Origin of the sequence: Polaromonas jejuensis NBRC 106434, from assembly GCF_001598235.1 — a bacterium.
GTDB classification, from domain to species: domain Bacteria; phylum Pseudomonadota; class Gammaproteobacteria; order Burkholderiales; family Burkholderiaceae_C; genus Polaromonas; species Polaromonas jejuensis.
The window spans coordinates 1-23,511 of sequence record NZ_BCYO01000030.1 but is presented as its reverse complement, the minus strand read 5'-3'; the positions used below and the strand labels follow the sequence as shown (position 1 = coordinate 23,511).

At 59.3% G+C, this 23,511-nt stretch carries 19 protein-coding genes; 7 read left to right on the top strand and 12 right to left on the bottom strand.

Going from position 1 to position 23,511, the window contains the following annotated elements; all coding sequences use genetic code 11:
• Positions 1 to 16: 16 nt before the first annotated feature.
• The 3 genes from PJE01S_RS21130 to PJE01S_RS21120 are packed head-to-tail and all read left to right on the top strand — an operon-like array spanning position 17 to position 3,351.
• The gene (locus PJE01S_RS21130; protein WP_068835660.1) at positions 17 to 1,177 is read left to right on the top strand and encodes an acyl-CoA dehydrogenase family protein; all 1,161 of its coding nucleotides are present in this window, start codon (positions 17 to 19) and stop codon (positions 1,175 to 1,177) included.
• Between the two features lie 21 nt (positions 1,178 to 1,198).
• Positions 1,199 to 1,981: an enoyl-CoA hydratase/isomerase family protein gene (locus tag PJE01S_RS21125; RefSeq protein ID WP_068835659.1), complete on the top strand. Its 783-nt coding sequence runs from the start codon at positions 1,199 to 1,201 to the stop codon at positions 1,979 to 1,981.
• Complete coding sequence (locus PJE01S_RS21120) at positions 1,966 to 3,351, top strand: MmgE/PrpD family protein (protein WP_068835658.1); 1,386 nt, start codon at positions 1,966 to 1,968, stop codon at positions 3,349 to 3,351. Before PJE01S_RS21125 ends, PJE01S_RS21120 begins: the two co-directional genes overlap by 16 nt.
• Before the next feature lie 366 nt (positions 3,352 to 3,717).
• On the opposite strand, the gene PJE01S_RS21115 is transcribed toward PJE01S_RS21120, so the two are convergent.
• The gene (locus PJE01S_RS21115; protein ID WP_068835656.1) at positions 3,718 to 5,319 is read right to left on the bottom strand and encodes a tetratricopeptide repeat protein; all 1,602 of its coding nucleotides are present in this window, start codon (positions 5,317 to 5,319) and stop codon (positions 3,718 to 3,720) included.
• 325 nt (positions 5,320 to 5,644) lie between these two features.
• Here PJE01S_RS21115 and PJE01S_RS21110 point away from each other — a divergent pair, with 325 nt between their 5' ends.
• The 3 genes from PJE01S_RS21110 (at position 5,645) to PJE01S_RS21100 (ending at position 7,520) form a co-directional block, all read left to right on the top strand.
• Positions 5,645 to 6,712, top strand: coding sequence for a DNA/RNA non-specific endonuclease (locus tag PJE01S_RS21110; protein ID WP_068835654.1), 1,068 nt, complete (start codon positions 5,645 to 5,647; stop codon positions 6,710 to 6,712).
• 11 nt (positions 6,713 to 6,723) lie between these two features.
• Complete coding sequence (locus PJE01S_RS21105; protein ID WP_068835653.1) at positions 6,724 to 6,978, top strand: hypothetical protein; 255 nt, start codon at positions 6,724 to 6,726, stop codon at positions 6,976 to 6,978.
• 110 nt (positions 6,979 to 7,088) lie between these two features.
• On the top strand, positions 7,089 to 7,520 hold the full coding sequence (locus PJE01S_RS21100) for a helix-turn-helix domain-containing protein (RefSeq protein ID WP_068835652.1): 432 nt from the start codon (positions 7,089 to 7,091) through the stop codon (positions 7,518 to 7,520).
• Positions 7,521 to 8,080: 560 nt separating this feature from the next.
• Here the strand turns inward: PJE01S_RS21100 and PJE01S_RS21095 are convergent.
• The 6 genes from PJE01S_RS21095 to PJE01S_RS25360 all read right to left on the bottom strand — a co-directional run bounded on the left by PJE01S_RS21095 (position 8,081) and on the right by PJE01S_RS25360 (position 17,639).
• Positions 8,081 to 12,034, bottom strand: coding sequence for a DUF4365 domain-containing protein (locus PJE01S_RS21095; protein ID WP_084389683.1), 3,954 nt, complete (start codon positions 12,032 to 12,034; stop codon positions 8,081 to 8,083).
• A gap of 832 nt (positions 12,035 to 12,866) precedes the next feature.
• On the bottom strand, positions 12,867 to 13,271 hold the full coding sequence (locus PJE01S_RS21090) for a cupin domain-containing protein (RefSeq protein ID WP_068835648.1): 405 nt from the start codon (positions 13,269 to 13,271) through the stop codon (positions 12,867 to 12,869).
• Between the two features lie 743 nt (positions 13,272 to 14,014).
• On the bottom strand, positions 14,015 to 14,806 hold the full coding sequence (locus PJE01S_RS21085; RefSeq protein ID WP_068835647.1) for a 3-ketoacyl-ACP reductase: 792 nt from the start codon (positions 14,804 to 14,806) through the stop codon (positions 14,015 to 14,017).
• Between the two features lie 148 nt (positions 14,807 to 14,954).
• Positions 14,955 to 15,734, bottom strand: a complete 780-nt coding sequence (locus PJE01S_RS21080) for an enoyl-CoA hydratase/isomerase family protein (protein WP_068835645.1) — start codon at positions 15,732 to 15,734, stop codon at positions 14,955 to 14,957.
• Positions 15,727 to 17,421 carry an acyl CoA:acetate/3-ketoacid CoA transferase gene (locus PJE01S_RS21075; protein ID WP_084389682.1) on the bottom strand — a complete coding sequence of 565 codons (1,695 nt, stop codon included), beginning with the start codon at positions 17,419 to 17,421 and terminating at the stop codon, positions 15,727 to 15,729. Before PJE01S_RS21075 ends, PJE01S_RS21080 begins: the two co-directional genes overlap by 8 nt.
• Before the next feature lie 8 nt (positions 17,422 to 17,429).
• On the bottom strand, positions 17,430 to 17,639 hold the full coding sequence (locus PJE01S_RS25360) for a hypothetical protein (protein ID WP_157090427.1): 210 nt from the start codon (positions 17,637 to 17,639) through the stop codon (positions 17,430 to 17,432).
• A 121-nt stretch (positions 17,640 to 17,760) separates the two neighbouring features.
• Here PJE01S_RS25360 and PJE01S_RS21070 point away from each other — a divergent pair, with 121 nt between their 5' ends.
• On the top strand, positions 17,761 to 18,774 hold the full coding sequence (locus tag PJE01S_RS21070) for a LacI family DNA-binding transcriptional regulator (RefSeq protein WP_068835643.1): 1,014 nt from the start codon (positions 17,761 to 17,763) through the stop codon (positions 18,772 to 18,774).
• Positions 18,775 to 18,876: 102 nt separating this feature from the next.
• Here PJE01S_RS21070 and PJE01S_RS21065 read toward each other — a convergent pair whose 3' ends face one another.
• The 5 genes from PJE01S_RS21065 to PJE01S_RS21045 all read right to left on the bottom strand — a co-directional run bounded on the left by PJE01S_RS21065 (position 18,877) and on the right by PJE01S_RS21045 (position 23,172).
• Positions 18,877 to 20,046 carry a dihydrodipicolinate synthase family protein gene (locus PJE01S_RS21065; protein ID WP_068835642.1) on the bottom strand — a complete coding sequence of 390 codons (1,170 nt, stop codon included), beginning with the start codon at positions 20,044 to 20,046 and terminating at the stop codon, positions 18,877 to 18,879.
• Positions 20,047 to 20,153: 107 nt separating this feature from the next.
• Complete coding sequence (locus PJE01S_RS21060) at positions 20,154 to 20,930, bottom strand: amino acid ABC transporter ATP-binding protein (RefSeq protein ID WP_068835641.1); 777 nt, start codon at positions 20,928 to 20,930, stop codon at positions 20,154 to 20,156.
• Between the two features lie 30 nt (positions 20,931 to 20,960).
• A complete protein-coding gene (locus PJE01S_RS21055; RefSeq protein WP_084389681.1) occupies positions 20,961 to 21,791 on the bottom strand; it encodes a transporter substrate-binding domain-containing protein in 831 nt (276 codons plus the stop codon).
• A 41-nt stretch (positions 21,792 to 21,832) separates the two neighbouring features.
• Positions 21,833 to 22,486 (bottom strand): amino acid ABC transporter permease, encoded by a 654-nt coding sequence (locus PJE01S_RS21050; RefSeq protein WP_068835639.1) that lies wholly within the window; start codon positions 22,484 to 22,486, stop codon positions 21,833 to 21,835.
• A 14-nt stretch (positions 22,487 to 22,500) separates the two neighbouring features.
• Positions 22,501 to 23,172 carry an amino acid ABC transporter permease gene (locus PJE01S_RS21045; RefSeq protein ID WP_068835638.1) on the bottom strand — a complete coding sequence of 224 codons (672 nt, stop codon included), beginning with the start codon at positions 23,170 to 23,172 and terminating at the stop codon, positions 22,501 to 22,503.
• Positions 23,173 to 23,511: the final 339 nt, after the last annotated feature.

Sequence of the window (23,511 nt, the reverse complement as noted above, 5' to 3'; positions counted from 1 at the left end):
TGAGACAGAGGGTTTTATGCTTTTTTCTTATTCAGACACACAGCAAGAAATCCGCACTGCGGTTAGTGAGCTTGCCAGCCGCTTTGGCGATGCCTACTGGCGCGAGTGCGATGCGCACAAGGTCTACCCCGACGCCTTTGTGAAGGCGATGACGGAGGCCGGCTGGTTGGCCGCCCTGATCCCTGAGCAGTACGGCGGCTCAGGCCTGGGCTTGCTCGACGCCTGCGTGATCCTGGAGGAAATGAATCGCCAGGGGGGCAATGGCGCTGCCTGCCACGCGCAGATGTACACCATGGCCAGCGTGCTGCAGCATGGCAGCGATTTCCAGAAGCAGGCGGTGCTGCCCCGCATTGCCAACGGTGATCTGCGCCTGCAGGCTTTTGGCGTGACCGAGCCGGATGCCGGCTCCAACACCTTGCGGATCAAGACCTTCGCCAAGAAGGTCAACGGCGGCTATGTGATCAACGGCCAAAAGATCTGGACCTCGCGCTTCCGCCAGTCGGACATGTACCTGCTGCTGGCACGCACCACGCCGTATGAAGAGGTCAAGCGCAAGACAGAAGGGCTGAGTCTGTTCCTGGTGGACATCGCCAAGGCCGGCAAGGCGCTGCAGCCGCGCACCATAGACACCATGCTCAACCATCACACCAACGAGGTGTTCATCGACAACCTCGAGGTGGCGGACGAATGGCGCGTCGGTGAGGAGGGAGAGGGCTTCAAGTACCTGCTGTCCTCGCTCAATGCCGAGCGCCTGCTGGTGTCCAGCGAATGCGTGGGCGACGGCAAGTGGTTTGTGGAGCGCGCGCGCAACTACGCTACAAGCCGCGTGGTGTTTGACAAGCCCATTGGCGCCAACCAGGGCGTGGCCTTTCCCATCGCCAAGGCACACATGAACCTGTGTGCCGCAGAGCTCATGCGCAACCAGGCCGCCACGCTGTTCGATCAGGGCCTGCCGTGTGGCGGTGAGGCCAACATGGCCAAGTATCTGTGCTCGGAAGCGTCCTGGGAGGCCGCTGAAGCTGCCATGACAACCTATGGTGGCTACGGCGTGGCCACCGAATATGACATCGAGCGCAAGTGGAAAGAGACGCGCCTGTTCCGTACCGCGCCGATCTCCAATAACCTCGTTCTGGCCTATGTGGCGCAGCACCTGCTGCAAATGCCGCGCTCTTATTGAGCCATCCAAAGGAGTCTGTAAATGAGCACATTGATCGTTGATAGAAACCGGGATCTGGGCGTGACGGTGATCACACTGAACCGACCCGAAGTCCTCAATGCCTTCAACACCGCCATGTGGCGTGAGCTGTGGGAACTCCTGCGTGAGCTGGCTTTCGACAATGAACTGCGTTGCCTCGTATTCACCGGCGCAGGTCCACGCGCTTTCTCCGCTGGCGGGGATCTCAAGGAACGCAACGGCATGAGCGATCAGGATTGGGCGGCCCAGCACCAGCTAATCGAGGATGTGCTGCTCGCCATCCGCGACTTTCCGCGCCCGGTGATTGCGGCCGTGCATGGCATCGCCCACGGTGGTGGCCTGGAGATGTCGCTGATGTGTGACTTCATCATCGGCGACAGCACTTGCGACTTTTCCTTGCCCGAGGTCAAGCGCGGATTCCTGCCCGGCGGCGGTGGCCTGCAGAACCTGACGCGCGCCATTGGCGTGCGCAAGGCCAAGCAGATGCTGTATTCCGGCATGCGGGTCAACGCCGCAACGGCCATGGATTGGGGCATTCTCAATGAGATGGTGCCGCAGGGTGAGCATCTAGGCCGGGCGCTTGCCATTGCCACGGACATCGTCATTGCCGCGCCGCTGGCTGTGCGCAGCGCCAAGGTCGCCCTGCAGCAGGGGGCCGATACCGACTTCCGCGCGGGCTATGCGCTCGATCTTGCCTTCCACAACCTTCTGGTGCGCACGGAAGACCGTCTTGAAGGTATCCGCGCATTCAACGAAAAAAGGACCCCACGATGGACGCTTCGGTAAAAGCCGTCAGCGCGGTGCGAGACGACTTTCTCGGCGTTTGGGCCAGCGCCTATCAAAACGATGCCCGCACCATTCCCGCAGTTGTGCTCGAAAATGCGCACCGGGTCTGGTTCGACACGCTGGCCTGCATTGCTGGCGGGGCCGGGGAGCGATGCACTGCCGCAGCGCTGAAGACATGTGCGGGCGCTAGCATGGGGCCGGTGGATGAGGCCCTGGTGTGGGGCACGGCATCGCACGCGCTGGATTACGACGACGTGTGCATGCTGGCCACTTGCCATCCCAGCGCACCGGTTGTTTCTGCCTTGCTTGCCATCCTGCCGACGCCGGAGAACACGCAATGCGCTCCTTTGCTGCAGGACCTGCTGGCGGCGCATGTCGTTGGTACCGAGACCGCGCTTCGCCTTGGCCAGTGGATGGGATTCGGGCACTACGAGCTTGGCTTTCATGCTACCAGCACGCTTGGCGTGATAGGCGCGGCCGCCGCCTGCGCGCACCTGCTGCAATTGCCCGAGAAGCAGGCGCGCACCGCACTGTCCATCGCGGCCAGCGCAGCCGCAGGCCTTCGGGCGAACTTCGGCACCGATACCAAGCCGTTGCATGTTGGTTTCGCCGCTTCATCGGCAGTGCGCGCGGTGCTTCTCGCCCAGGCAGGTGCAACGGCCAGTGAAGACAGCTTGAAGCCAGCAGGATTCGTGCGCTCGTTCTCAGGTGCTGCCGCATTGCCGCCGCTGCCCTGGAAGGCTGGCAACACATGGGCCCTGCTGTCACCCGGATTTGAGATCAAGCGTTTCCCCAGTTGCTACCTGACGCACCGCATGATCGCAGGCCTCAAAAAGATCCGGGCTAAGCATGTCCCCACTTTGGACGACTCGCCGGTGAACATCCATATCGAATTTCCCAAGGGTGGCACAGCTCCGCTGAAGCACCCCTGGCCGCACACCGGTCTGGAAGGAAAGTTCAGCGCGCCTTATTGCGCTGCGTCAGCGTGGGTGGACGGCGGTATCAACCTAGCCTCCTTTTCGGACGAAGCGGTGCAGCGCCCCCGCATCCATGCACAGATGAACAAAGTCTCGGTCGAAGAACGTGCAGAATCTCACGATGGCCTGGAAACAGCGCCTGTGTACGTCCGTGTTTCAGGCGCGGGCTGGGAAGAGATGGTGTGCGTGGATTGGGCCCCCGGATCATCCCAAGACCCATTGACCGATGCTGACCTTCTTCGTAAATGGACAGACTGCATGGCGCACGGTGCGGTATCTTTGGCAAGGTCCAGCGGCGAGGCCTTGCTGCATGCAGAAGGCTCTCAGCCGGCGGCAGCACTGCTGGCGTCTTTCAGAGAGGCCGTCATGGAACGGATTGCCGCTGCCGCCTGAGGGTCAGCCTGTGGGCAACTGCCGGTTCTGCGAAAACCAGCCTAAATCTCGTATTCGATGGTCAGCGGCGCGTGGTCCGAGAACCGCTGCTCCTTGTACACGCTGGCGGCCTTGGCACGTTCGGCCGCGAGGGAGAGGTCAATTGGATGCGTATTCCGGACAAACTGACCACCCGTGCCGGAATCAACTTGCCATTTTGAGTAGTGCGCTGACAGGCGTTGACCACAACTGTGAAAGTCGCTTTTAGACTGACTGCCGACATAGGGCTATCCGAAATGCTCGCTCCATACCGACATTGACATCAGCAGCTTGATTCCATGATGCAACCGCCCGGGAATCCCTGCCAGTCGCTGAACTCCGTGATTGTCAGTTGCTTGCGAGGTAGTTGCGGACCTGCTTGAGTTCGGGGCGGGAATTGGAGCTGCCGCTGAGCAGCACGACGCGGGCGTAGAAATACCTGGCCTTCTCGCGGTTGCCGGTCTGCGCGGCAGCGAGCCCCGCGCCGTACAGGCTACGTAGCCGGTTGGGGTCGCGCACCTGCGAACGTTCGTATTCCGCCAGCGCCTCGGCCGGCTGACCGCTTTGCACCAGCATGTCTCCGAGCAGTTCACGTGCGGGAATAAGGCGCCCGGGCGATACCGTGCTTTTTTCGCTCGAGTCCTCCATGTCGGCGGCGGCACGCATCTGCGCCAGCGCGGCGTCGCGATTACCCCGGGCATAGGCAATCCAGGCCAGCGCCGCCTGATGCTGCACGGTTACCTCGGTCGCCCAGTACGCGTTCCCGGCGCCCTTGAGCGCTTCGGCGATGTCACCCAGCTCCTTGGCGCCTTGTTCCGCCAGGGCCAGGTCACCGCTGCGCGCCGCACCCAGCGACTTTGCAAACCAGGTGATGGCCTCGGTGAACGCGAAACGGCTCTTGCGCGGCTCCAGCAGCGCGGCGTCCTTCCACATGCCGCGCTCGACGGCGTAGCGTGCCGGCATTGCCGCCAAGGCGTAGCTGGTGGCCGTCAGTGCGGGATTGAGGTCAGTCACGCTTCGGGCTTCATCGATGGCGAGGGCCGCGTCCCGGTCACGCGCCAGCTGCAGGTAGGCGTAGGTCATGTAATCCAGCGCATGCAACCAATCGTTGGATGACTTGTCGGCCTTGGCAGTGTCGGCGGAGCGGCGGTTGGAAGCGATCGAATCCTGCCAAGCCCCGACACGGGTGAAAATGTGCGAGGGCATGTGCAGCGCATGCGGCGCGGAGGGCGCGATTTCGGCATAGCGGCGCGCCGCGGTCAGCCCCTTTGCCGCGATTGGCGGAAAGTCGTAGCTGTGGATGAGATAGTGCGCCACGCCCGGATGGTTGGGGTGTTTGGCGAACTGCGGCTCCAGAATGGCAGCGGCCTTCAGCGTCCCCGAAAAAGTTTTGTCGGTTGGCGCCTGCGTCGCAGCGAGGTAGATGGCGGAGAAAATCTGCGCTTCGTCGTCCTGCGGGTAGCGCTTCGCCAGGTCCTCAAATGCGTTGGAGAGGGACTTCAAGCGGGCTCCAGGCGGCCGGTCGCCGAAGTTTTGCCAGTATTGCGCCACCGCCTCGATGTACATGCGTTCGCGCTCGGTCTTGGCTCCGGTGGCGCGGCCGCGATCAATCGCCTCCTGCGCCCTTCTCGCCTCTTCGGGCGTGGCGTTGCCACCGAAGGTGTTGCCTATCAAGATGGCGGCGATGCCCCAATTTGCAATCGCGCATTCGGGATCCTGCGCCAGCACATCGCGAAATGCCTTTTCGCCTTCGGAGAACCAGAACGAATGCAACAGCGCGACCGCGCGCGCGAATTTCGGCTGCACGGCAGGCTGGCACGATGTCGGGAACGACACCTCGCCCAGTTGCTCTGGCGGCTTGCCATGCGCATGCGATTCGCCCCAGGCAGTGGTTGCCGTTGCGAGGGAAAGCGAGAGAATTGTGGTGCTGCAGATGGATGGATGCCTCATGATTTTCTCCTCCGATAGGGCAGCAAAGAATCCATGCGCGTGCATCGGGCTGGGCCGCCGGGGATTGCGTCGTCGAGGCACGTGGCATTCCTTGGCGGAGCATGTGCCGCGAACGCCGGCGGGGCAAACATGCTTGACTCAAATCCAGAACTGCTGATGTCAAATGGTTTTGCTTGCGAATTCATTTGAACGACTGGTTCGATGGCCATGAAATTCGACCGTCAGTGTGCAAGTCTGATGAGCTTAGGCCCATGAGTCAACTACCACCGCCATCTTCAGGACTCGCACCGACCTCCCCCCTGGCTGGAAGCCCTTCTCCAGGACTATGCAGTACCCGTCGGCCAAGGTGCCGGCCGTGCTGGCGTTGGAGCCGCAGGTCATCAGCTGGGCCGAAGACTTTGCGAAGATGGAGAACGCGCTCTTCCTGGGCCGCGGCCTGCACTACCCGATGGCGCTCGAAGGCGCGCTCAAGCTGAAAGAGATCAACTACATCCACGCCGAGGCTTACCCGCTGTACGCGATACTCTCGCGCATGTCACGATTCCTTCCCCTTACCTTGTCTCTCGCGGCCTGCCTTGCGGTGCCGGCCTGGGCTGCAACGCAATGCCGAGAGCAATTCGCTGCGGGCGTTGCCCCCACTGTCACAAACCTCAAGCTGCAGCCGCGCACGCAGGAGATTTGCTTCGAATCCTATGCCGTACTGCACTCTGGCGTCAGCCGCACCCCCCTCTATTCGGCCGAGCACCTGACGCGGGCCAATGTGGAGGCGGCCAAGACACTCTCGCGCCGTGACTCATTCCACGCTGAAACCTCGCTGCCGGCACGGGACCGGGCTGAACTCAGCGACTATGCGCGCTCGGGCTACGACCGCGGCCACATGTCGCCGAACGGTGATATGCCCAACCGCTCGGCGCAGGCCGAAAGTTTCAGCCTGGCCAACATGGTTCCCCAGGTGCATGCCAATAATGCCGGTATTTGGGCCGGTATCGAGGGGGCGACCCGGCAGATGGCCATCAACGAGGGCGAGGTCTATGTGGTGTCGGGTCCGGCCTTCATTGGGAGTGACATCCAGCGTATCGGCAATGTCCTGGTGCCAACCCACCTCTGGAAGGTGCTCTACAGCCCGAAGCAACAGCGCGCAGGCGCGTATGTGATCACCAACGATGACACCCGCGCCTATTCATCGGTCAGGGTCTCCGATCTGGAGAAAATGATCGGTATCAAGCTGTTGCCAGGGTTGCCCCAGAAGGTCCGTGACAGCGGCATGGAGCTGCCAAAGCCGGCCTCCCAGCGTGGCGGCAAGAAGCGCAAGGGCCAAACAGAAGACGAATTCATGCTGCGGGACTTCGGGCGTAGCATCATCGACGCCATCAATCGCGCCATTCAACATTGAGGAACTCAGCCATGACCGAGGAATTCAAGCCTTACGCCAACGAAGCCGATGTGCTGCGCATCGGTGACTTGGAGATTGAAAACCGGATTGACCGCGTGTCGCTCACGGGCGACCTGGTGCTCACCAAGGACAGGGCCGGCCTGACGGTGGCCAAAGAGCTGCAATCGCTCATCGGGGGCATCGTCAAGGCGCTTGAGGCGGAAAAGCAGCTGCCGGAAACGGTGGCACTGAAGGCGGCCAACACGGTCAAAAATCCGTTTGCATAAAGTGCCGGCGGCCTGACACCCTAATCGCCGAAGCGGTCATGTGGTTAAACGGCGAGGTTGGCTCTCCTGCTACCGGGTTGGCCGCGACCAAAACCTAGTAGTATTCGCCGATGCCAAATATTGCCAACGTCCTGAGAGAAGAGATCATTCGACTTGCCCGCAAGGAATTGCGCGGTGAAAGCGCCGCGCTGAAGAAGGCCTCCGCGCAATACCGCTCGGATATCGCCGGATTGAAGCGACAAGTTCGAGACCTGGAACGGCAGGTGGTTCGTCTGAGCAAGGGCGTGGCCACACAACGACCTTCGCCGCCTGAAGAGCAGATGCCTTTGAAGGCGAGGTTTGGCGCCAAGGGTTTTGCAGCACAGCGGCGTCGCCTGGGTCTATCCGCATCCGAGCTAGGTTTTTTGCTTAACTGCTCTGGCCAGTCGGTTTACAAATGGGAGCAAGGCAAGGCTCGCCCCCGTGCAAGCCAAATGCCTGCCATCGCAGCGCTTCGAAAGCTCAGCAAGTCGCAAGCGGCCAAGGTGCTTGAGGCTCGCTGAGCCCCCAATCATTTCAACGCTAGCTGAACTTAGCTTGGCGTGGCTGGCGCGTCGGCTTTTTGCGCCTGTTTCCCCGACGCGCTGTCTCGGTGGGCGCGTCTCGGCCAACTCCGGTCATCAGAGCGTGTGCATCAAGGGGCAGGTCAAGGCTGGCTGCTGCCGGTCGAATTTGGCTGCCGAATGACGGCGGTTGCTCAGAGCGGTCACTGAGAGTTTCTGGAAGCGGCGGACCGGTCTACCTTGAAACTTGACGTTCGCCATGCATCGAGCAGATAACAGCGACTTGCCCTCTGCGTTGGCCACCCAACGGCTGCATCCGAACGTATTGAACTGGTACTGTCGACCCAGCGCGGTCTTAGAGTCCGTCGAAATCGGCGCCTGGTAGCCGACATTCAAAACCCGGAGGGACCTCGCGCCCTGCGACCGCTTACAAGCTCGGCAATTCTCAGAGTGGTGACCGTGTCGGGATCACGACCGGCGGTTGAAACCAGTTTGTCCGCAAAGTGACGTACCTTTGACGATTGGCTTAGCAGATACCACGACTACACATTCCTGTTGGCTCAGTCTTTTAGGCCGATCTGGACCTTCGCCATGACACTGGCCTTAGCAAAAAGGTCTGCGTTGGCGGTCCCGGGGGTTAAGCCGATGGACAGGCGCTCTGAGAACGTAGAACCTTGGACATTTTTGACCTTCACATCCAGAATCGCGCACTGTTGGGCCATGAGTTGAATGGCATCGCGTTCTTTCTGCTCATCCATGCGATCACCGTGTTCGAACTCCACCAAGGCCAAGAACACGGACCACAGGCGTTGCGCCGAGTCCTTGCTCATTTGTGGATTGTGAGCTGCGGCGAGCTGAACGATCTTGGTCAAGATGTTCATTGGTGGATGAGGCGCGTCAGATCGAAGCTTGGCTTTCACATACCAAACACCCAAAAATGAGGCTATGGCTGTGGTGGGGAGGCAAGCGTCCTCGATCATGACTTTCAGAATGCTTCCGACATGCGAGACGTTCAAAATGAAATCTGATCGAAAGTCCCACATGGCCGTCGCCATCGACATGAAGGAGGGCGAGTTCTGCAAAAGGTCAACGCCTATTGCGACGGATCCGATGGTTCTAAGGGCATCCGGAACGATGGCCAACTGGTATTTGAAATCGATCATCAAGCCAACATGCCAAGCGCAGAGCGTGGCTAACTTCTCCGCCACCTCTGCCGTCGTCAAAGCTCCGATCTCTTCCAATCCACTCAATAAATCACCAGTGCAGATGCCCTGCGCGTTGGCATTATCTCCGCCGCAATAGAGCCGAAAAATCACATCGTCGGAGTAAAGCGTGAATTCATCGGTCGTGCAGAGACGTTTGATCTCTTCGCTGGATGGAGAAAACCGCTGGTCGTCGTCTTCGCCCGGCTCGGAGCCTGGCTGCAATATTTGGTCGTAATGCTCTTTGAGTCGGTCTTGCAGTGCCCTGCATTTTGAAAGCCATAGGCTTCCAGAAAAAGGTTGGGCAAGTTTTGAAAGTTGGAGCAGGGTGCCTTTCGAGATGGCGATCTTTTGAAAGTAGGAAAAGAGGTTGTCGAAAAGGCCAAGATCGGAGACCACGAGCAATGAGGTCAGATCAAGCAGAGGAATGAGGGCTCTGGTTGTTGCTGCGGGCCTTGGCATCCACTGCGCAGCCATCATTTGAAGATGATGCTTTCTATCGTCTGCCCCGGATCGTTTGGTGATCTCCCAGAGATGGACAACGTCGTGGACATTCCTGAGGATATATCTTGGCCGCCAAGCGTAAGGGAATGGAACCGTTCCGGCTTGAAGTTGATTTTCGAGCTTAGTATGAAATGCCATGCTCTCGTCGTCCAGGCCGACCATATCGCGAATGGATTTCAGCAATTGCTCAGGGGTCGCGTCCTTTGAGACTTCCGCCTTCATGAGCATTTTGGAATGCGGGAAATTCCGGAAGAACGCATCCGAGCGGGTGTGGAACGCTTGGATTTGCTCTGGGGTGGGAGCCGTGTTTCCCGACAATGTTCCTGTCAACATCATCATCAAATAAACGCCTTCTTGCTCCTCGATGGAAGGATCGGCAAGTTCGCCCATCCGCGTCGCGAGTTCAAGTAAACGCGTGCTCGATGGGTTGGCGGTCTGCTCCAAGTTGAATAGCAGTCGGACGCACTCCCTTTTCTGAGCGTCGTGAGATGCCAGTTCAAAAATCCGCTCTGCCGTTTTGATCGCCTCTTCAACGAAGCCACCGCGCGCCATGAGGTTGACGTAGGTGTTGAGCGCGACGCTGTCGGATTTTCCGTCATTGATCATTCGCTCCAACAGTCGGCGCGCGTCGTCAGCCCGACCAAGGCGGTCCAACGCCAAGCCTTCAAAGGCAGTGAGTCGGGTGGTTCCCTCGAATTGGTTGCCGGATTCCCGACAAAGATCGAGCAATTCACTCCATTTTTTGGTTGTGACGAGCGCCATGCCGAGGTGAACCGCCGCTCCGCCAGGCAAGGTGGTGGACGCGCGGACGTCGTTGGCCACTTCAATGCATGTCGCGGCCTGCTCGGCGTCGGCTGGATCGAGCTCCATGAACAATAGGAGGGCGATGGGCTTGGATTTTCCGAGCGCTCGGTATTGAGCTTCGAGTTCGCGGAGTGCCTCAGATTTTGCAAGTTTGCTCGCGTCGATCGCGGACAGATATTCCGATACAGCCTTGTAAGGGGCAAGCTTGGGATCGGAATCAAATATCGCGAACCAAAGCCTCGCCAAGTCGGTTTTAACAATTTTTTTCGCCGACAGGATCGCCATGGGCAGGACGGTGCCAAATAGCTGGTGCTGCTTGTCCAAATGGGCGACATGCTTTTCGAACAAGTCAACGCAATCCCGGTGGCGATTGAGCTCATGCAAATAGGCGGTTCGACGAAGCCATTTGGTATCGCTGTCGGGAGTGCGCGTGTTGATTTCAAGGGCGATTTCGAATTCACCGCATTGCGCAGCTACCGTTTCAGCCGGCGTTTGCAACCCTTCGAAATGGGGGCGGGCCCTTGCTGCGTCGACGATCAAGGGCAGGGCCTCGCCTTGCTTTCCAAGCATGGAGGCGGTGGCGGCCCAAATGTCGGCTATGAATTCGGCGTTGCTTGTCCACCCGCCGTCTTGAAGCAACTCCACCGCCTCTTGAATGTCCTGCCACGCTTGGCGAAGCAGATCGATGTCCATGCCAGGAAGGCCCGCTGGCGGCATGATTTCGTCAAGCATCGGAGCTCCGCTTTTTCCCATGGCCAAGGCAAAGCGAGCTCGTGCCTTCAACAGGGAGAAGAGCTGGCGAGACGAGTCGCTGACATCCTCAATGGCCAGCCCCTCAATGCATGCCTGGAGCGCCTCGGCCGACTTCGAATTCATGGTCTCGACGATGCCCCTGGCCGACAGGCTCTCAACACCGGAAAACGTGTTCAGGAGAGCGATGGCTTCGTCGTATCTGTTTCCGGCCGCGAGAAGCCTCGCCTTGATTCCAAGAATGCTGGGGTGGTCGCCTGGCAATTTATCGGCGACATCGGTGAAGTCGTTACTGCCGCCGAGTTGGTATCGAAGCCGCAGCTCGCTTTCGGCCCATGCACTCCAGTATTTGGGCTGATCGTCAATTGCCGCGGCTTCCCAATGGGCGTCGCGAGCGCCTTGATGATCGCCATCAAAGGATTTGACGCGTCCGTTGAGGTGGTGAAACTCCGCCTTCTCGACTGACGTGGCTCCATCGAGAAACTTCTCAGTCTGCGTCAGTTCGGTCTTGCACCTTTCGGCTTTGCCCGCCCGGAGATACCGGATGGCTTCACGCAAATGCCAAGCGAGCGTGCCACGTTTTGGCTCGATCCAGTGTTCGGTCGGGGGCTCCGCAAGCGCGTCTAGAAAATCAAAGCTTCGGGCAACGAGACCACTCTGAACGCCGCGCAACATATCTACGCGATCGCCCATGTTCATCCCTGGCCTGTCGTTCTCGACCTTGACGTCAAGAGCATGGCCTATGTTGGCCAAGGCATTGGCTTGCCTGATTTCATCAAGCAAGTCAGTTGTTTTGGTGAGGAGGTTTGCGACGGGGACGCGAAGGGTGACGCTTCCTTGATCCAATGGAACCTTCTCAATTTCGACTCGCCGCAACTCGGGGCGCACCCAAACGTAATACATGGGGCAATTGACGGGGTCGTCCAAGTCGATGCTAAGGTCGCAATAAACGAGCAGTATCGGCTCGACGATGTTGTCGTAATAGCGAAGGGTGCTAGTCGAGAGGGCAATCGAAAAATACGAGCCGTCGCTATTGAGGTTCGGAGACCTCGTGCCCTTCAATTGAACTCGAAATATGTTTTGGACACTTTGATGGATGCTGATCTGAACTTGAAAATCCAGGCCGTAATCATCAGTCCCGCCCAAATCATTGAGAAGCCAACTGCGAGGCCTATTCGCCCATAGACAGGTGGTGGCGTCTTGGCCAATTTCCTGAGCGTCCCCTGTTTGTGGTAAGCCGCATGAATGCACCATCTAGTGAGTCTTTTCTAATGGACGGTTTGGGCCAAGTATCGGTACATAAGTATCCCATTGATTCTGCTGATTGCAGTTGGATGGTGCTTCATTAGCCCCCTTCTTGCCGCGCGCCGCACCAAGAGAGGAAATAGAAACTTGCTTGAGCTCAAGTGCTATGGCTCGGTTTCCATATCCTGCGAATAAGTCGACTCCCCTTATGGGATGTCGGTGTGAACAGCAGTTGCAGGCCAGTGTTTGGGCTTTAGGTCTCCAATTATTCGATTTATTGAGAGATTGCCTTCTCGACACCGGACATTCACCAATGACAGCTTCTGGCCGAGTCCGGACCTACGACTATCCAAATTTCTCGCTCGAAAGCTGACATTGCGGGTCGGCGCTTCTGTGTCCGCAATGTGGTGACGATTTCATTGACCGCACCACCCGCACCCGGCCAGAAGCGGTCGTAGGTGCGACACCAAGCGAGTGTCTGCTACAGACTGACTGCCGTCATACAGCTTTTCGATCTGCTTGCTCCAGACCGGTCACTCAGGGCTGCTGGTTATTGGTCGGCAATGTGGCGACGATTTCAGTGCTTTAACCGGTGGAATGCTGCCACATGCGCATCGCGCCTGGCAAACTCGGCGCATTGACAGCGCGGCTTTCTCGAGCCATCAAATTCTGGAGCTTGGGATGAATCTGAGCGGCTGCTATCAGTCGATCAATCCCAGATGCTGACCGACAGATCAGGGTCGCGAACGTCATCGGCGTGACGATCACTTCACCACCGTGAGCAGACCGACGGCTTGCCCGGCCGACGGCTCACTGCAGCGCGCGAACTGTGCTTCCGCAACTACGGAGCGGGGGATGCCAGCGGCTTACCCTTTTCCACCACATAGACCCCAACCAACCGAACGGGGGTGTCGCCCGCGTTATGGGCGTCGTGCACGACACCCGCTGGGATCACGAACGACTCACCGGCCTTGACGATGCGAGGCGACTGGCCGTCGATCAGCAACTCAGCCTGCCCTTCGAGCACATAGCTGATCTCGTCACCTGGGTGCGTATGGCGCCCAGCGCGTGCGCCTGGCGCAACCTCGACGCGCGCGACCACTGCTTCGCGGCCAGGCACCGAGACATCGGCCTTCGTGAGTAGGGTGCGGGTCAGGCCGCTGCTTTGCGCGAACAGTAGTCCGGCGGCGATGGCCAAGCCGGCACCGACGACAACTAGCAGGACTCTGGACGAGGACTTCTTCATCGATGCTCCTTGAATGGTCGGAAAGGCCGGGTTCGTCGCGTTATTTGGCGACGTAAGCGCGATGGTATTGCATGTCGGGCCGGAATAGCAATATGTCGTGCCGGACTCTTCGCTGTGCGCCGTACCTGCCTGCATTGATCAATACCGCACAATGGGTAGCAGCGCACTCTTGCGCAAACGCAGCACAGCGCCCTGCGACGAGCGCATCTTTACCTACTACCGGCAGTTTCATCGAAGCGAAAACACTCGCCTTGGCCCAGTTCTCTGGGTGCCCTCCGCGGTTGTCGAATTTCCGCTATCAGGTCAAAGCACCAGATTCGCAAACCGGCCGGCATATACCGGCCAGTTCGCAGCAGTCGGCCAGAAGCGGACGTTGGGACTCAACGAAGCGAACGCGTTGATAGGCACGATGCCCAGCAGGCGAGAAGGAGAAGTCTGTGAGCCTCCAGCCGGGCACTTCAACGCCGTAATCCACTCAGCCGAGGGTCGCTACGCCACTCTCGGCCGTGGGCGGCTCTGGCAGGAAGCGCGCGGTGTTTTCGAGGGGCAGTGCGCGCCCGACCGCTACGCTGTAGGGGTATTCAAGGAGTTCGCGGGGGTGTGCGGCTGCGTCGGCGGGAGTTTGGAAGGTCGGAAGTTCTGCGGTGTTCATTCGATATTCTGCGTTCCAGTGTTTGGGGCTCGGGTCGGGTTTGCTGGTCAATCAGGGATCGCCCGCATTTCCACGCCAGATGATTCGAAGCTCACAGCGTCGGAATGGAGAGAGCTCCATCTACTTGGACGACGCTACCCGTTGAAAAACCGAGTTGACCGCTGGCCAGCGCGGCTACGGCGCGAGCCACGTCCTCCGGATAACCCCATCGCCCCATCGGGACCAAGCCGTTCGCGATGCGTTGATCGTAGGTCGTCGCCACGCCTTCAGTCATAGGCGTTCGGATCACTCCTGGACGCACCTCAAAGACTCCAATTCCCAAGGGCGCTAACCGCAGCGCGAATAATTTGGTCAACATCGCCAACCCAGATTTGGAAACGCAATATTCACCGCGTTCGATAGAGGCCATCTCGACGCTGACTGAGGACACGGTGACGATGGCGCGTGCCAAGTTGTACGAAGGTGTTGCAACCATGTGACGCGCAACTGCCTGTGTGAAGAAAAAGGTGCCGCGGAGGTTCACGGCGAGTACCCGGTCGAATGAAACCGGGCTCACGTCCAGCAGATCACCACGGCTCGGCGCCGGAATGCCAGCGTTGTTAACCAAACACGAGATTGGCCCGTGCCAATCGACGATACGACTTACGACATCGGCGTGTTCGTCCACGTGGCCAAGGTCGGATACGAAGAACCTTCCATCCGCGCCGTGCGCCTTGATGGCTTCCAGGGTGATCTCAGCGCCCGCGTTCTCGATGTCCGTCAATGCGATGTCGAAACCTTGCGACGCGAGTTCGATGGCGATCGCGGCACCTATGCCACGTCGGGCACCGGTAACTACTGCCAGCGGTCTTCCTGGGTTCTTGAGCGCGCTTTCATCTTGCAATTTGTGTCTCCTGGCAGCGCATGCTGCGAAATTAAGTGGCGGATAGAAGCGACTGACGGGAGTCAGGCCTGCGTGCGCTAAATCGATGCTCCCGCGCCTGGTGCCATGCGCTCGCAAGGCTGTTCAGATGGATGCCGGAGCGTTCGAATCAACGGCCAGCGTAGACGGGAGCCCGTCTTTCGCGAAAACTCTGGATTCCTTCGGTTGCGTCCTGAGTCGTCGCGGCCAACGCACCTGCCATTGCTTCCAGCGTAGCGGCGGCGTCCTCGCCCGATGCTGCGTTGATCAGCTGCTTGGTCAGTTGCAGTGACACTGGTGCCTTAGTCGCCATTTCTCGCGCCAGGGTCATCGCTCGGCTCTTCAGGTCGGTGGCGGGAACGACCTGGTGGACGAGGCCACTTGCCAAGGCCTCTTCGGCCGACAGACGCACTCCGCTCAAGGCCAGGTATTTCGTGCGGCTCGCGCCGATCAACTGCACCAAGCGCTGTGTTCCGGACCATCCAGGACAGGTCGCGATGGACGCTTCCGGGAGAGCGAACTGCGCTTGCTCGACCGCGATGCGGATGTCTCCTGTGATCGCAAGTTCGAGGCCTCCGCCGAACGCATGCCCATTGATCGCCGTGATGACCGGTTGGCGCAGGCGCGCCCATTGGTCGAACACCTGATGGCCCCGACGGACCCAACGGCGCCACATGTCCAGTGGCTGCAGCGCCGCCCATTCGTTGATGTCCGCACCGACGCAAAAGGCCTTTTCGCCACTGCCCTGAAGTATGACAACCCGCACATCGGTGTCGCCATCCAGCTCACGTGCAGCCACCTCCAATTGATCCAGCATGGCCGGCGTCAGTGAGTTCAACTTGGCTGGCCGGGTAAGCGTGACGGTCGCGATAGTGCCATCGCGCTCGGTTTGAATCAACGAATCAACCACGGGTCACCTCCACAAACTTTGCGGCATTTGAACTTGCATCAGTCACTGTGTCTCCAACCAAAGTGTCCTGTCCACCTTTCGTTGAAAGCGTGGAACCTCGACGCACTACCTCCGGCCGAAGGTGCAAACCAAACGGCGCGGCCATGAACAATGCCGGATCCATCACGCGCAGATCCTTTGCAACCCGCAGGGGCACTTCAGCTTGGTCGAGGACATCACGCTGCAAGTCGATGCCCGGCGCAATCTCACGTACTACCAGTGCGTCATCTTCAAGGTCGATTACGCAGCGCTCTGTGACATAGGTGACGCGCTGCCCGCGTTGGCGGCCGATCAGGCCGCTGAAGGTGATGTGCTCGGCGGATTTGACGAATTTACGAGTCTTGCCTTCCTTCAAGATCGTCAACTTGCCGTCGCCAACTTCGAGCTTGGCGCCGGCGGTAAAGAACCCGGAGAAGACGATGCGCTTGGCGTGTGCAGTGATGTCGACGAAGCCGCCACAGCCTGCCGTCAGGTAGGGCTTAGCTCCCAACTTCGAGACATTGACGCTGCCGTTGCCGTCGACCTGCAGGAACGACAGCAAAGTCACATCGAAGCCACCGCCCTGAAAGTAGGTGAATTGGTTCGGCGATGGCATGATCGCGTCAGCATTGGATGCGCATCCGAAGGCGAAACCAAGCAAGGGCATCCCGCCGACGGCCCCTTGCTCGATGGCCCAGGTAACTTCGCCGTGAAGACCTTCTTCCAACAGAATCCGTGGGACGTTGGCAGAAATGCCGAAGCCGAGGTTGACCGCTTGGCCGTGCGCGAGCTCCATTGCCGCGCGACGCGAAATGACTTTTTCCGGACCCCAAGCTTGCGGCTCGAAGGTCGACACCGGTTGAGCGACCTCGCCGCTGATTGCGGGGTCGTAGGGGGTCTGCGTGGTCTGCCATTGCTCAGCGTCGACTACGATGTAGTCCACCAAATTGCAAGGTACGTGCACGTCGTGGGGACGCAGGCTGCCCTGCTTGACGACGCGCTTCACTTGCGCAATCACGATGCCGCCGTTATTGCGGGCCGCCAGGGCCTGATCGAGGCCACCGAGCAGAGCGCCTTCGTGTTCGTAGGTGAGGTTGCCGTGTTCGTCGGCCGTCGTGGCGCGAATGATGGTCACCTGGGGGACGATGGCCGGGAAATAGAGCCATTCCTGCCCGTCGAAGATTTCCTTGCGAACAACAGGATGTGCCGCTGCAGCGTCGTTCATGGCGCAGCCCTGCAACTCCGGATCAACGAAAGTGCCCAGGCCCACCTTGGTCAACACACCCGGCCGCTTCGCCGCTGCGTCGCGATGCATGTCGTACAGGATGCCGCTGGGGATGTTGTAGGCCTCAATCTGGTTGTCTACCACCATGTGCCAGATGGCGGGCATTGGCAGTGACGAGGGCCCGCTTGGATACGAACCAGCCAGCACCCGGGCCAGCAGACCTGGCTTGGCAATGTGATCGATGCCTTTAATGCCATACATGTCGCCCGCAGCGATGGGGTTCAACGTGGTCAGGTTCCGCGGCTGGCCTTCTTTTTCGAATCGTGCCCCCAACGCCGCCAGAACCTTGTCAGGACATCCCAAGCCGCTGGAGGAGCTGATGCTGACGACGTCGTCGCTTCGAATCAATGCAGCCGCCTGTTCGGCGGTGATTACTTTCTTCATGAGGTTTCCTAAACGTGAAAGAAGGCCATGCTTACAGCGGTGCCGATGCGGCGCGCCCCGAAGATGGCAAGTGGTTGAGTTGTTTGAATGCGTGAACTTGAAGCGAGCTGCGACGAGAACGTGCAGTTGGTTCTGGCATGGCCGAACCATGGGCAGGCATGGACGAAGCGGCGGGGGCGAACCCCAACGCCTTCGATAAAAGCACGGCTGGATTGCAAGATTCTCTCCATTGGGTTTCTGTTTCGACTACATTTATTGGAACGGTTTAATGATTATTGGAACGTTCCAAGAAAAATGCAAGAAGTGGCAGGTTAAGCTAGGGGAAACTACCTAAGGAATATGTCTACCTCCAATTCGACGCGTGCCGTCACCATCCTGGATGTCGCAGCGGCCGCACAGGTCTCGAAATCGACCGTTTCGCTCGTGCTCAAGGGCAGCGCCCTGATCCCCGTAGAGACGGCGGATCGCGTGCGCGCGGCTGCCGTCAAGATTGGCTACGTCTACAACCGCCGTGCCGGCGAGTTACGGGGCCGCACCTCCAAGACCATTGGTGTCATCGTCAACGATCTGACGAATCCCTTCTTCGCCGAAATTCTTGTGGCCGTGGAGCGGACGTTGGTCGAGGCGGGGTACATCGTTTTGATGGCACACACCAACGAAGACCTTGATCGCCAGACGCAGGTGATCGGGGCCATGCGAGAGCAGGGGGCCGCAGGATTGGTACTTTGTCCGGCATACGGCACTCCGCGCACGTTGCCAAAGGATGTGCAAGCTTGGAACATACCCCTGGTGGTCATGGTTCGAACATTGGGGCCAGGTCGATACGACTTCGCAGGCGCGGACAACGAGCGTGGCATCTACCTCGCTACAAAGCACCTGCTCGACGCCGGCCACAGGTCCATCGGTTTCCTGGGCGGACGTGCTGGCGTCGTGTTGGAGCAGCGCCTGAAAGGCTTCAGAGCAGCACTCGCGGAACGAAAGATCGTCTTTGACGAGGATCTCCTCATCTTGACGAAGCCGACACGTCAGGGCGGCTACGAAACGATGTTGACCCTGCTCGACAAGAAGCCGCGTCCAACGGCCGCCATTTGCTACAACGACGTGGTTGCTTTCGGCGCATTGGCAGCCCTGGGCGAACGAGGCATGCGGGCGGGAAATGATTTCGGACTCATGGGATTCGACAACGTGCTTGATGCCGCGCATTCGAATCCGCCATTGAGTACGGTGGATGTTCGACCGGGTGAGCTGGGGCAGCACGCGGCTGAAATCCTGCTGGAACGAATCCGGGTGCCAGAGCGGGCGCGGCAGACCTTCCTCGTCGATCCACAGCTGGTACTGCGGCAGTCCGGTTAGCGGTCGAGCTTTCGCCGCTCAAACACGCCGCCGACGCTCGCGGCATTGTTTGAAAATTTGGGCGAACGCGTCACCTCGCCTGAATGTGCAGGCGTGAGGCGCTCAACCCTCGATGCCGCCTGCGACTTGCAGGTAGGACTGCATGCGTTTGCACGCCTGTTCGGGGTTGGTCAGCACGCCGCTTTGATCAGCGAGTTCAAACACCTTTGCGAAATGCGCCACGCCGCGTGCCGACTGCGCACCGCCCGCCATCGAGAAGTGTTGCTGATGGCCGTTGAGCCAAGCCAGAAACACCACGCCGGCCTTGTAGTGACGTGTGGGCGCGCGAAATATCTCGCGAGAAAGCGCGACCGTCGGGTCCAGCAGGGATCGGAAACGGTCGGTATTGCCTGCTGCGAGCTCACCCAGCGCGACCGCAGCCACGGGAGCGATCGGATCAAAGATGCCCAGCAATCCATGGGAATGGCCACTGGCATCGCCCGCCATCAGCTCGGCATAGTTGAAGTCGTCGCCCGTGTACATCTTGATGCCATCGGGCAGGCGTCGGCGCAGTTCAAGCTCCCATTTCGCATCGAGCAGCGAGACTTTGATGCCTTCGACGTGGTTTGCGTTCTCCGAGATGAGCGTCGCAACCGTGTCCAGCGCACTGGCCAAGTCTCCGCCGCCCCAATACCCACGCAGCGCCGGATCGAACATCTCGCCAAGCCAATGCAGGATGACCGGCTGCGATGTGTCGCGCAACAGCCGTCCGTAGAGGGTGTGGTAGTCGTCCGGACCTTTGGCACAGCGGGCCATGGCACGGCTCGCCATCAGGATGGCCCGGCCACCCTCGGCCTCTACCACTGCAAGTTGTTCCCGATAAGCTGCCTCAACTTCGGCAAGCGTCGTACTTTCACTTGCGACCAGCTGATCGGTACCAACGCCGCAGGCCAAGTCGGCTCCGGAGATCGTGCGCGCGTGACGCAAGCTTCGCTGAATCAGTTCGCGTGCGACCGGCCAGTCGACACCCATGCCACGCTGTGCGGTATCCATGGCTTCGGCGACCTTGAATCCCAGGCGGTACAGGTGCTCGCGAAATGCCAAGGTTGTCTCCCAGTCGACCTGCGGTGCCGCATCCCAGGGATCCTGCGTGGCCACAGGATCGACCACCACGTGCGCGGCGGCATAGACGGTGCGGTTGAACGCGGGCGTTGGTGATTGCGGCACGATGGGCTCGCCGATCACCGTATAGTTCATCAGAGTGCCGTCTGACTGCGGAAGGCGGATCTTCATAGTCTCTCCATGTTTGGAACGTCCGCCTCGCACTTGGCGTACGTCGGAAGGTTGCACTTGGCAACAGGATCAGCAAACGTGCGGCCGCGGTCGCGGCTGCGGGAACGTCAAGCGTGTTGCAAGGTGGGGTGGTGCTCGCCGGAATTCAGGATCTGGCCCAGGAAGGCTTTCAGCTTTGAATGCTGGGGACTGCCAAAGAAGGTCTTTGGCGGTGCCACCTCAAGCACGCGCCCATCGGCCATGAAAATGACGCGATCGGCGACTTGGCGGGCGAAACCCATTTCGTGCGTCACGCACAGCATGGTCATGCCGTCCTCGGCCAGACTGATCATCGTGTCGAGCACTTCCTTCACCATTTCGGGATCCAGCGCGGAGGTGGGCTCGTCGAACAGCATGATCTTGGGGTTCATGCACAGCGCTCGCGCAATCGCGACACGCTGCTGCTGACCGCCGGAGAGCTGGCTCGGATACTTTTGGGCCTGTTCGGGAATCCGCACTCGCTTGAGGAATTTCATGGCGGTCTCTTCTGCCTGCTCACGCGCAATTCCGAGTGAGTGCATCGGCGACAGGGTGCAGTTTTGCAGGACCGTGAGGTGAGGGAAGAGATTGAACTGCTGGAACACCATGCCCACTTCGCGACGCACGGCGTCGACGCTCTTGCGCTGGTGCCCACTGAGCTCGATGCCGTCCACCTCGATGCGGCCCTTCTCGATTTTTTCAAGATGGTTAATGCAACGGATGAGAGTGGACTTGCCTGAGCCGGAAGGTCCGCAAATCACGATACGCTCGCCCGGTCGAACTTCCAGATCGACATCCGTCAAGACCTGAAACTGTCCAAACCACTTGTTGGCTTTTTCAATGCGAATGATGGGTGTGGTGGTCATAACGCTGTCCTCAAAACGTAAGGAGCTGCTTCATTTCGCAGCGGGCAATGCTGCAGTGGGCAGCGTTGGCAGATCAGTCTGCAGCCACTTCTTGTAGAGCTTGTTCAACTCACCGTTGTCGACATATTTGCCCACGAAAGCATCCACGCCCTTGAGCAGGTCGGGCTGGCCCAGGCGCATTGTGGGAGCCATGTATTGCTGGCGCAGCACCAGCTTGTTTTCAAAAGCATCCCCACCGGGCCGCTTGGCGATCTGGGCAGCGACCGTCGTCGCGCAGCCCAAGGCGTCCACCTGCCCCGACAAAAGTGCTTGCATCGCCGATGCGTCGTCGTCGAAGCGACGAATTTCAGTTCCTTCCGGTGCGATAGCGGTCAACGCCGTGTCTTGCGTGCTTGCACGCGCGACAGCCACGCGCACGCGTTTTAGGTCGGCAGGTGTTTTGATGGAAAGCTTCTTCTCACCAAACAGCACGATGGTTGCCGCGCTGTGCGGACGAGAGAATTGGACCTGTTTGGCGCGGTCGGGCGTGGGAGAGAAGGAGGCAATGAGCAGATCGACCTTGTTGGTCAGCAAATACGGAATCCGGTTCGGGCCGGTCACCGGTACGAGATTCAGTTTGACGCCCCAGTCCTTCGCCAGAAGCTTGGCGACATCGGCGTCGTAACCGTCGGGCTGGTTGCTGCTGTCGACGGTTCCGTAAGGTGGGAAGTCGACCAGGATGCCAATCGTCACGGTGCCTTTCTTCTTTATTTCGTCGACGGTCTGCGCATTGGCTTTCAGGGCGACCGAGCCTAGGAGCCCGCCGCATACAGCGGCAGCGGCGAAATTCATGAGTTGGCGGCGTGCAAATCGTTGGAACATGTTGTCTCCTTAGGGTAAAAATGAATGACGAGAGGGCAAAACTATCGGACAGCGGAAAGCTTGAGTTGCCGCTCCATCCTTGCCGCAAGCAAAGACAGCGGCCAGCACAAGGTGAAGTACACGGCGCCAACCACGCTGAACACGATCAGGGGTTGAAACGTGGCGTTGTTGATGATCTGGCCGACCCGCGTGACCTCGGTGAAACCGATAATGGCGGCAAGCGATGTTCCCTTGAGCACCTGGACCAGGTACCCCACCGTCGGCGGCACCGCGATCTTCCAGGCTTGCGGCAGGATCACGAGCCGCATGCGACGCCCATAGCTCATGGCAAGCGCCTCGGCAGCCTCCCATTGACCTTTTGGAATCGCCTGGATGCAGCCACGCCAAATCTCCCCGAGGAACGCGCTGGTGTTCAGAATCAGTGTTACGCCGGCCGCAAACCAAGGGCTCACCTCAACGCCCAATATTGGCGCACCGAAGAACACGAGAAATAGCTGCATCAAGAGCGGTGTGCCCTGGAAGACCTGCGTGAAAGCCATCGAAATCTTTTCGAGTATGGGACGTCCCGAGGTTCTTGCCAGGGCGACCATCAAGCCACCAATGGCACCGCCTACAAAGGCGATCAACGAAAGTAACGCCGTCCACTGTGCAGCTTGCACGATGAACCAAAAATCGCCCATTCCAAACGTACGCATCGTGAGCTCCTTGATCAGCGTCGATCCGGATACGACAGCGAGCGCCGCTCAATCGTCCGGAAGAGAAATGAAAATGCCAGTGCCAGCGACAAGTAAATTGCGGTGACTACGATGTAAATCTCGAAGCTCCGGAACGTCTGCGACTGAAGGTTTGCGGCGACGGAGGTTAGGTCGTCCGCGGAAATCACCGAGACCACGCTGGAAGTCAGCATGAGGAGAATGAACTGACTGGACAGCGCAGGAAAAATTGCGCGCAACGCTGGCTTCAGGATGACAAGACGAAAGATCTGGTGCGCTTTCAGGTTCAACGCGAGCCCGGCTTCGATTTGCCCCTTGGGAATCGATTCGATGCCGGCGCGAATGATCTCTGTGGCGTAAGCACCGAGATTGACGACCATCGCCGTCAGGGCCGCGGTGTGAGGCGACCAGCGAAGACCGATCGACGGCAACGCGAAAAAGAAAAAGAAGAGCTGGACGAGAAAAGGCGTGTTGCGGATGATTTCGATGTACACATTCACCAGAAATCGAAGCCACCTGGGGCCAGCAGTCTTGGCCCACGCGCATGCAATGGCGACGATCAGGCCCAGCACCGTCGCGGCGATTGAGAGCTGAATCGTTATCCACGTGCCTTTTAGAAGCAGTGGCCACGCCGCAAATACGGCATCGAATTGAAACTTGTAATGCATATATTCCCAGCGTTGTCCAACCAGGGTTATTGACGTTTTCCAGTCCGGCGATCCTTGGGACAGACCGGATCATTGGAACGGTTGAATGGATTATTGGATCGTTCCAATAAATCGTCAACAGCACCTAGGGTAAATCCTGATCCCCGCTGGATGGGTTGGGCTCCAGCGCAGCGCGTTCCCGCCTTCCGGCGCGCAGGCCGAGGCTCAGCTGTTGGCGCCGACGCGCTTTGGACCCAGGTGCCGACTTTGCACTGACCCAGGACATCACTTCGCAATCCCAATGCAGGCAACGATTTGCCTAACCAATGCATGGGTCAACGAAAGTCCGGCACCTGGGGG

Bases quoted from the DNA above. Each gene is read 5' to 3' on its own strand.
- PJE01S_RS21095 (WP_084389683.1), bottom strand. From the start codon at position 12,034: ATGGTGCATTCATGCGGCTTACCACAAACAGGGGACGCTCAGGAAATT.
- PJE01S_RS21060 (WP_068835641.1), bottom strand. From the start codon at position 20,930: ATGACCACCACACCCATCATTCGCATTGAAAAAGCCAACAAGTGGTTT.
- PJE01S_RS21055 (WP_084389681.1), bottom strand. From the start codon at position 21,791: ATGTTCCAACGATTTGCACGCCGCCAACTCATGAATTTCGCCGCTGCC.
- PJE01S_RS21070 (WP_068835643.1), top strand. From the start codon at position 17,761: ATGTCTACCTCCAATTCGACGCGTGCCGTCACCATCCTGGATGTCGCA.
- PJE01S_RS21115 (WP_068835656.1), bottom strand. From the start codon at position 5,319: ATGAGGCATCCATCCATCTGCAGCACCACAATTCTCTCGCTTTCCCTC.
- PJE01S_RS21065 (WP_068835642.1), bottom strand. From the start codon at position 20,046: ATGAAGATCCGCCTTCCGCAGTCAGACGGCACTCTGATGAACTATACG.
- PJE01S_RS21120 (WP_068835658.1), top strand. From the start codon at position 1,966: ATGGACGCTTCGGTAAAAGCCGTCAGCGCGGTGCGAGACGACTTTCTC.
- PJE01S_RS21105 (WP_068835653.1), top strand. From the start codon at position 6,724: ATGACCGAGGAATTCAAGCCTTACGCCAACGAAGCCGATGTGCTGCGC.
- PJE01S_RS21090 (WP_068835648.1), bottom strand. From the start codon at position 13,271: ATGAAGAAGTCCTCGTCCAGAGTCCTGCTAGTTGTCGTCGGTGCCGGC.
- PJE01S_RS21110 (WP_068835654.1), top strand. From the start codon at position 5,645: ATGCAGTACCCGTCGGCCAAGGTGCCGGCCGTGCTGGCGTTGGAGCCG.
- PJE01S_RS21075 (WP_084389682.1), bottom strand. From the start codon at position 17,421: ATGAAGAAAGTAATCACCGCCGAACAGGCGGCTGCATTGATTCGAAGC.
- PJE01S_RS21100 (WP_068835652.1), top strand. From the start codon at position 7,089: ATGCCAAATATTGCCAACGTCCTGAGAGAAGAGATCATTCGACTTGCC.
- PJE01S_RS21050 (WP_068835639.1), bottom strand. From the start codon at position 22,486: ATGCGTACGTTTGGAATGGGCGATTTTTGGTTCATCGTGCAAGCTGCA.
- PJE01S_RS21125 (WP_068835659.1), top strand. From the start codon at position 1,199: ATGAGCACATTGATCGTTGATAGAAACCGGGATCTGGGCGTGACGGTG.
- PJE01S_RS21045 (WP_068835638.1), bottom strand. From the start codon at position 23,172: ATGCATTACAAGTTTCAATTCGATGCCGTATTTGCGGCGTGGCCACTG.
- PJE01S_RS21130 (WP_068835660.1), top strand. From the start codon at position 17: ATGCTTTTTTCTTATTCAGACACACAGCAAGAAATCCGCACTGCGGTT.